Genomic DNA, 5640 nt, shown 5'->3' with positions numbered 1-5640 from the left:
CAACAATACCGGGCGCTACGCCCCCGGCTGCTGATGTGTATGGTAATTGGTTACGCCGCGTTTTATCTGACGCGCAAAAGCGTTAACTATGTCCTCCCGGCGCTGCAAACGGATCTGGGTCTGGATAAAGGCGATATCGGCTTGCTTGGGTCACTGTTTTATCTGACCTATGGTCTGTCGAAATTCACCGCCGGGCTGTGGCACGACAGCCACGGACAGCGCGCGTTTATGGGTATTGGTCTGTTTGCCACTGGCGTTTTAAACGTGCTGTTCGCCTTTGGTGAATCGCTGACGCTGCTGCTGGTGGTCTGGACGCTGAACGGATTTTTTCAGGGCTGGGGCTGGCCGCCCTGTGCCCGACTACTAACCCATTGGTACTCGCGCAACGAACGTGGCTTCTGGTGGGGCTGTTGGAATATGTCGATCAACATCGGTGGCGCCATTATCCCGCTAATTAGCGCTTTTGCCGCCCACTGGTGGGGCTGGCAGGCGGCCATGCTGGCACCGGGGATAATCAGTATGGCACTGGGAATCTGGCTCACCCTGCAATTGAAAGGCACGCCCCAGGAAGAAGGGTTACCCACGGTTGGGGAATGGCGGCATGACCCGCTGGAGCTACGTCAGGAACAGCAAAGCCCGCCGATGGGGCTGTGGCAAATGTTACGTACCACCATGCTGAAAAACCCGATGATCTGGCTGCTCGGCGTGTCGTATGTATTGGTCTATTTGATCCGCATTGCGCTCAACGACTGGGGTAACATCTGGCTGACGGAAAGCCACGGCGTGAATCTGCTCAGCGCCAATGCCACGGTGATGCTGTTTGAAGTTGGCGGCTTGCTGGGGGCGCTGTTTGCCGGATGGGGATCGGATCTGCTGTTCAGCGGTCAGCGTGCGCCGATGATTTTGCTGTTCACGCTGGGGCTGATGGTTTCCGTCGCCGCACTGTGGCTGGCACCAGTGCACCACTACGCGCTACTGGCAGTGTGTTTCTTTACCGTGGGCTTTTTTGTGTTTGGCCCACAAATGCTAATTGGCCTCGCAGCCGTTGAATGCGGACACAAAGCGGCGGCAGGTTCAATCACCGGTTTTCTCGGGCTGTTCGCCTATCTGGGGGCCGCGCTGGCGGGTTGGCCGCTGTCGTTAGTCATAGAACATTACGGCTGGTCGGGAATGTTCAGTTTGCTCTCGGTTGCCGCTGTCTTTATGGGTTTATTGCTGATGCCGTTGCTCATTGCGGGCATTACCCCTTCTCTCAGTCAAAGGATAAAACAATGAAACTGACGCTTACCTCTACCCTGATTGCTTCCGCTCTGACGCTGGCGGCCTTCAGCAACGCAGCCCAGGCGCAGGGCCGTCTGGTGGTGTATTGCAGCGCCACCAACGAGATGTGCGAAACCGAAACCAAAGCCTTCGGTGAAAAATATGATGTGAAAACCTCATTCATTCGCAACGGCTCGGGCAGTACGCTGGCGAAAGTGGATGCAGAGAAGAAAAACCCGCAGGCGGATGTATGGTACGGCGGTACGCTGGATCCGCAATCCCAGGCCGGTGAAATGGGTCTGCTGCAGCCGTATAAATCACCAAACCTCGAACAGATCATGGAGAAATTCCGCGATCCCGCGAAGGTCAAAGGTAACCTCTCTTCGGCGGTTTACGTCGGTATTCTGGGCTTTGGCGTTAATACCCAGCGCCTGAAAGAGAAAAACCTGCCGGTGCCAAAATGCTGGAAGGATCTGACCAAACCGGAATACAAAGGCGAAATCCAGATTGCTGACCCGCAAAGCTCCGGTACCGCCTACACCGCGCTGGCGACCTTTGCTCAACTGTGGGGTGAAGATCAGGCCTTTGATTACCTGAAACAGCTCAATGCCAACGTCTCTCAATACACCAAATCCGGCATTGCCCCGGCGCGTAACGCCGCCCGCGGTGAAACGGCTATCGGCATCGGCTTCCTGCACGACTATTCGCTGGAAAAAGAACAGGGCGCACCGCTGGAGCTGATTTCTCCATGCGAAGGCACCGGTTATGAAATCGGCGGCGTCAGCATCCTGAAAGGTGCGCGCAACATCGACAACGCCAAACTGTTCGTTGACTGGGTGCTGTCGAAAGACGCGCAGGAGCTGGCGTGGAAGAAAGGCAAATCCTATCAGATCCTGACCAACACCACTGCCGAGACCTCTCCTAACTCGCTGAAGCTCGACGACCTGAAGCTTATCAATTACGACATGGATAAGTACGGCTCGACTGACGTACGTAAGGCGTTGATCAATAAGTGGGTTAGCGAAGTTAAGATGGGTAAATAAGCCCACGTTGCGTTCATTTGCCGGGTGCGGCGTAAACGCCTTACCCGGCCTACATTACCGGAAACGCTATGTCACACACACTTGCACTCCATCCCGTGAAAAAACGGGATGCGATATTTCTTTGGGTTTTGCTCGGCTGGCTGGCGTTTGCCCTGCTGCCTAGCTGGAGCCTGGACTACGGTTTGCTGGAGTCAACGCGGGAAGAAATACTCGCCGCCTACGGCTGGTCGCAGTTCAATATCAGTTGGCTGTGGTATCTGCTGCCAAGCCTGCTGCTGGTGCGCCCATTCCATGAAGCCAGGCGCGAACAGCGCAGCCGCCATTATCTTGACGCGGGTTGGGCATTTTTCTGTATGGCCTTTATTGTCGCCAGCGCCACCCTTGAGGGGCGCGGCTTAGGCTATGCCACCATCGTGCTGTTTGTGGCGCTTGGCGCAATCATGACCCTGGCGCTCACCCGCCTCGAATGGCTGGGCGGTGACCGTTTCGTCATCGGCTCGCTTACCGCGATTGTCGCTCTGATCGGTATTTTTATCGTCTGGCCGAGCATCGCCATTTTCATTCCGATGTTCACCAACGACGCCGGGGAATTTGCCCCGCTGGCGTTTATGAATGTGCTGTCGCAGGCGCATATCATTCAGGTGATCCTCAACTCGATTATGCTGTCGATTGCCGTCGGCGTCGGCTGTACCTTCTTTGGTCTGGTACTGGCTATCTACACCACCCGTATCGCCAGACGCAGCGCCATAATCGGACGTATCTTCTCGATTTTGCCGATCGTCACTCCGCCGTTTGTCGTCGGTTTAGGCGTCACGCTGATGATGGGACGCTCCGGTTACATCACCGAGTTTATGGTCGAATGGTTTGGTTTAACCAACACCAACTGGCTGTATGGCTTTACCGGCATCTGGCTGGCGCAGGTTCTGGCCTTTACGCCGATGGCGTTTATGATCCTCGACGGAGCAATCAAAACCATTCATCCGTCGCTGGAAGAAGCGTCATACACCCTGCGTGCCAGCCGCTGGCAGACCTTTAACGGCGTGTTTGTCCCGCTGCTGAAACCCGCACTGGCTAACGCTTTTTTGATTGTGGTCGTGCAGTCACTGGCCGACTTTAGTAACCCGCTGGTGCTCGGCGGAAACTTCGACGTGCTGGCAACGCAAATCTACTTCTACATCACCGGTTCGCAGCTTGACTACCAGGCCGCCAGTACGCTGGGTGCCTTCCTGCTGCTGTTCTCGCTGCTGGTGTTTTGCGTGCAGTATATGTGGATTGGTAAACGCTCATACGTCACCGTTTCCGGCAAATCCTACCGGGGCGACGTACAGCCGCTGCCGGTAACGCTGGTATGGAGCGTGGTCGCGCTGCTGGCAGTGTGGATTGCCTTTAACGCCCTGCTCTACGGCAGTATTTTCTACGGCAGTTTCACCGTCAACTGGGGCGTGGACTACACCCTGACGCTGGCGAACTTTACCAAACTGTTCGGTCAGGGGATGAGCGACGGCGCGTGGCCTTCACTGCTCGACACCCTGCTCTACGCCGGGATTGCCGCGCCAATTACCGCGATCTTCGGCCTGCTGATCGCATGGATCGTGGTGCGCCAGCAGTTTAAAGGCAAGAAGACCATCGAGTTCACCACCATGCTGTGCTTTGCCGTTCCGGGCACCGTCGCGGGCGTATCGTACATTCTGGCCTTTAACAGCGCCCCGGTGTACCTCACTGGTACGGCGGCGATTGTCATTATCTCGATGGTAATGCGTAACGTCCCGGTCGGTATCCGCGCAGGTATCGCGGGCTTGGGCCAAATCGATAAATCGCTCGATGAAGCCTCACTCAGCCTGCGCGCCGGTTCCCTGCGTACCATTACGCACATCCTGCTGCCGCTGCTGCGCCCGGCGATCCTCTCGGCGCTGATTTACAGCTTTGTGCGCGCCATTACCACCGTCAGCGCCATTGTGTTCCTCGTCACGCCGGATACCCGCGTAGCGACGGCTTACATCCTCAACCGCGTGGAAGATGGCGAATACGGTGTAGCGATTGCCTACGGTTCCATTCTGATCGTGGTGATGCTGGCGATTATTTTCATCTTTGACTGGCTGATCGGTGAATCACGTACCTCCCGTTCAAAAGCCAAAAACCAGGCGTAATGGAGCGCACTATGACTCAGAAAAATTTCGTTGAACTGCGCAACGTCACTAAACGATTTGGCAGTAATACGGTAATCGACAATATCAACCTCACCATCCCGCAGGGGCAAATGGTGACGCTGCTCGGCCCGTCCGGCTGCGGCAAAACCACTATTTTGCGCCTGGTTGCCGGGCTGGAAAAACCGAGCGAAGGGCAAATTTTCATTGATGGCGAAGACGTCACCCATCGCTCTATTCAGCAGCGCGATATCTGTATGGTGTTTCAGTCCTATGCCCTGTTCCCGCATATGTCGCTGGGAGAGAATGTCGGTTATGGCCTGAAAATGCTCGGCGTACCGCGCGCAGAGCTGAAAGCCCGCGTCAAAGAGGCGTTGGCGATGGTGGATCTGGAAGGATTCGAAGACCGCTTTGTCGATCAGATCTCCGGCGGGCAGCAGCAGCGCGTGGCGCTGGCCCGCGCGCTGATCCTCAAGCCGAAAGTGCTGCTGTTTGATGAGCCGTTGAGTAACCTCGACGCCAACCTGCGTCGCAGCATGCGCGACAAGATCCGCGAGTTGCAAAAGCAGTTTGATATCACCTCGCTGTACGTCACCCACGATCAGAGCGAAGCCTTTGCGGTTTCTGATACTGTGCTGGTGATGAACAAGGGACACATCATGCAGATCGGCTCACCGCAGGATCTTTACCGCCAGCCCGCCTCCCGCTTTATGGCGAGCTTTATGGGCGATGCCAACCTGTTCCCGGCAACCTTCAGCGACGGATACGTTGATATCTACGGCTATCATCTGCCGCGCCCGCTGCACTTTGGTACACAGGGCGAAGGGATGGTCGGTGTGCGCCCAGAAGCGATCACGCTCAGCGATCGCGGCGAGGAGAGCCAGCGCTGCGTGATCCGCCATGTCGCCTACATGGGTCCGCAGTATGAAGTGACGGTGGAATGGCACGGGCAGGAGATTTTATTGCAGGTCAACGCTACGCGCCTGCAACCGGACGTCGGCGAACAGTATTATCTCGAAATCCATCCGTACGGCATGTTTGTTCTGGCGGATGCGGCATAACGTTTTGTGGCTTTGTAGGCCGGATAAGGCGCTTGTGCCGCCATCCGGCAATGCCTGATGCGCTGCGCTTATCAGGCCTACAATGAACGATGTAGACCCGATAAAACCCTCAGCTGCGCGCTTTTAGCGCGG

General features: G+C 56.3%; 4 protein-coding genes. All 4 read left to right on the top strand.

Translation table 11 applies throughout. The features are described 5' to 3' along the window. Positions 1 to 1275, top strand: a 1275-nt coding sequence (uhpC, locus tag FDW94_RS02200) for an MFS transporter family glucose-6-phosphate receptor UhpC (RefSeq protein WP_137377179.1), incomplete at its 5' end; no start/stop codon positions are given. Further along, complete coding sequence (locus tag FDW94_RS02195; RefSeq protein ID WP_057067130.1) at positions 1272 to 2303, top strand: ABC transporter substrate-binding protein; 1032 nt, start codon at positions 1272 to 1274, stop codon at positions 2301 to 2303. The genes uhpC and FDW94_RS02195, both read left to right, overlap by 4 nt. Before the next feature lie 68 nt (positions 2304 to 2371). Continuing rightward, positions 2372 to 4450: an iron ABC transporter permease gene (locus FDW94_RS02190; protein ID WP_008783887.1), complete on the top strand. Its 2079-nt coding sequence runs from the start codon at positions 2372 to 2374 to the stop codon at positions 4448 to 4450. Between the two features lie 11 nt (positions 4451 to 4461). Next, positions 4462 to 5508, top strand: coding sequence for a ferric ABC transporter ATP-binding protein (fbpC, locus tag FDW94_RS02185; RefSeq protein WP_000192349.1), 1047 nt, complete (start codon positions 4462 to 4464; stop codon positions 5506 to 5508). Positions 5509 to 5640 lie beyond the last annotated feature (132 nt).

This window comes from Citrobacter sp. wls757 (assembly GCF_005280935.1).
Taxonomy (GTDB): domain Bacteria; phylum Pseudomonadota; class Gammaproteobacteria; order Enterobacterales; family Enterobacteriaceae; genus Citrobacter; species Citrobacter portucalensis.
The sequence above is the reverse complement of the archived record's forward strand: the minus strand, read 5'-3'. Positions and strand labels throughout refer to the sequence as shown.